General features: G+C 48.3%; 2 protein-coding genes. One reads left to right on the forward strand and one right to left on the reverse strand.

Features of this window, described 5'->3' with window-relative positions:
• Positions 1 to 147: 147 nt before the first annotated feature.
• On the reverse strand, positions 148 to 876 hold the full coding sequence (locus ACYVG7_RS10685; RefSeq protein WP_460883096.1) for an NYN domain-containing protein: 729 nt from the start codon (positions 874 to 876) through the stop codon (positions 148 to 150).
• Between the two features lie 261 nt (positions 877 to 1,137).
• Here ACYVG7_RS10685 and ACYVG7_RS10690 point away from each other — a divergent pair, with 261 nt between their 5' ends.
• Complete coding sequence (locus ACYVG7_RS10690; protein ID WP_024941042.1) at positions 1,138 to 2,109, forward strand: integron integrase; 972 nt, start codon at positions 1,138 to 1,140, stop codon at positions 2,107 to 2,109.
• Positions 2,110 to 2,679 lie beyond the last annotated feature (570 nt).

Genomic DNA, 2,679 nt, shown 5'->3' on the forward strand with positions numbered 1-2,679 from the left:
AAGCACTGTATACCCAGCCAGTATTGATGTGTTCGCCGTCGTCTAAATCGGACCTCTCCGAGGCCTGCCTCGGCGAGTGCAACATTTTAAATAACCGGACCGCGCAGCGGGTCCGGCGGAAGCCCGAAGGGCTGGAGCGAAGTTGATTTATTTGTTAAGTTGTTTTGCTTTTTTCTTGTCTCTAACCCAAAGAACTGAACCATTTGTTTTTTTCATTTCAAATAAGTCAATTGCCATGAATAGGTCACTTAGTTTTTTGAATCCATAGTTTCTTTGGTCAAATGATGCATGATTTGATATGTGCGTTCCAATTGGGCCAAGCATTGCCCACCCATCATCCTCTTCTACTGCTTCAATGGCTTGTCGCAGCAGGTTCATCAAGCGAGTATCACTTTTGATATTAATTGTTTGTTTTTGTATTGGAAGTTCTTGCTTTGTTTCTTCATCTAAATATAGGAACCTTGAGCAACTATTTACAAAAGCTTTGGGTGCCTTCCTCTCGCCAAATCCGATAACATATTTTCCATCAGCAAGCGACCTTGTTACTAACGGTGTGAAGTCGCAGTCAGAAGATACTAAACAAATAATATCTATGTCCTTGGTATATAAAACATCCATTACATCAATAACCAAGGCCATATCAGTGGCATTTTTACCTTTCGTTAGATCAAACTGTTGTATTGGCTGTATAGCATAGTCGTGGAGGAGATCCTCCCATGTTTTTAAATTTAGGTTTTTCCAATTGCCATATGCTTTTCTGATATTGACTACGCCATGTCTAGCTAATTCTGACAACACAATGTCTATTTTTGCAGCTGGCGCATTGTCTGCGTCGATGAATACAGCGATTTTTTCCTTATCTTTCAAATGAGCCATCCTTTAGCTGTATATGTAAATGTGGGCTGGACGTTACTTAACAATTTATTGTACGGAATCTATCCGTGATTTTGGGGTGGATCGGGTCGTCATAGTCTGGTGTGAGACTATGTACCGGAAGCTTGAAAATCCCGGATAAAGCCCGCTTTGGCAATGTTTTTGTACCGCATAGATTATGCAAAAATGCGGAAAGTTTCTTCATAGTCAGCAATGGGACTTGCTCGTGTATATACTGTTTATATATACATGTGGAGGTGACTCATGCGCAAGCCTCATTCGCCGTTTTTGGCAAGCATCTATGAGCAGATGTTGATGCTGCGTTACGCGATGGCAACCGTTGAAGCCTATCTGCACTGGATCAAGGCATTTATCCGTTTTTCCCGGATGAAGCATCCGGTCGAGCTGGGTGAGGCGGAGGTTCAGCAATTTTTGTCCTATCTGGTCACCGAGCGCCATGTGGCTGTCAAGACTCAGGCCCAGGCGTTGAATGCGCTGGTCTTCTTGTATCGCACTGTCTTGTTACGGCCTCTGCAGCTCGAGATGAAATTTACGCGCAGCCAGCGCCCTCCCAAACTGCCAACTGTTTTGACGCAAAGTGAAGTCCGAGCCTTGTTGCTGGCTATGCCAGTTCATCTTCGTCTCTTGGCGCAACTGATGTATGGCAGCGGACTCCGGCTGATGGAGGTGATGCGCCTGCGCGTGCAGGATATCGACTTCAACTACCTCTGCCTGATGGTCTGGAATGGCAAAGGGGGCAAGCACAGGCGTGTGACTCTGGCCTCGGAACTCATTCCGGCCCTGCGGGAGCAAATTGCCTACGTCCAGCGCTTTTATATGACGGACTGCTTAAACGACGCGTATGCCGGGGTGGCCTTGCCGACGGCATTGGCGCGCAAGTATCCGGCTGCCAGCAAAGAGCTGGGTTGGCACTACCTGTTTCCGGCATCCCATCTGAGTCGCGATCCTGTCGATGGGGCCTTGCGTCGACATCATCTGGATCCAACTACCCTGCAAAAAGCGGTTCGAGCCACGGCGCGTCAGCTACAGCTGGGAAAACCGGTCACCTGTCATACCTTGCGCCATTCCTTTGCCACCCATTTGCTGGCGCGGGGGGCGGATATTCGAACCGTGCAGGAGCAACTGGGCCATTCTGATGTTCGAACCACACAAATTTATACCCATGTGCTGCAAAACGGCGCCAATGGGGTACGTAGCCCTTTGTCTGATCTGTAATGGTTGGGGGGCGGGACGCTCGGTTTTTCAGAACGAGTGGCCTGACGCAGGCACGCTACCGCCCTTAGGTTACAGCTCCTAGAGGCTGACATCCGTTTCAGGTGGTGGCTTGTTACCCGGGCCATTTTCATCCTGATGGCCTGTTCTTTTCGTCAAACTATGCTACGGATTTCAGTTTCATATGGAAATAAATAATCGACGGGATTTGCAAAAAATGTGCGATAGACAGTAGTGAGGCGAGGGCTAATTACTCTTTTTTCTTCATCACGACGGATAGGCAGAGGTCAGGGCTGACGCATCGATGTTATTCACCCTGGCCAACCTGTTTCGGGTGGACCAGATGATCCGTCAGTGGGAGAGATCTCACTAAAAACCGGGAATAACGCCAGAAATGGCGAAAAAACGCCCTAAACAGGCTGATTCGAGCTGTTGGTGGGAGAAATAATCGGCCCAGACAGGAGTTGTTGCTCAAATCAGGGAACTATCTCGCAGTTTGGTGATCTGATCTCTTAGGTTCACCACCGGGAGCGCCAGATGGGCAAGTCCAAGCACAAGATCAGCAACTGGAAA

It is taken from the genome of Pseudaeromonas pectinilytica (genome assembly GCF_054780855.1).

Coding starts and splice junctions, on each gene's coding strand:
- ACYVG7_RS10690 (WP_024941042.1), top strand. CDS start 1,138: ATGCGCAAGCCTCATTCGCCGTTTTTGGCAAGCATCTATGAGCAGATG.
- ACYVG7_RS10685 (WP_460883096.1), bottom strand. CDS start 876: ATGGCTCATTTGAAAGATAAGGAAAAAATCGCTGTATTCATCGACGCA.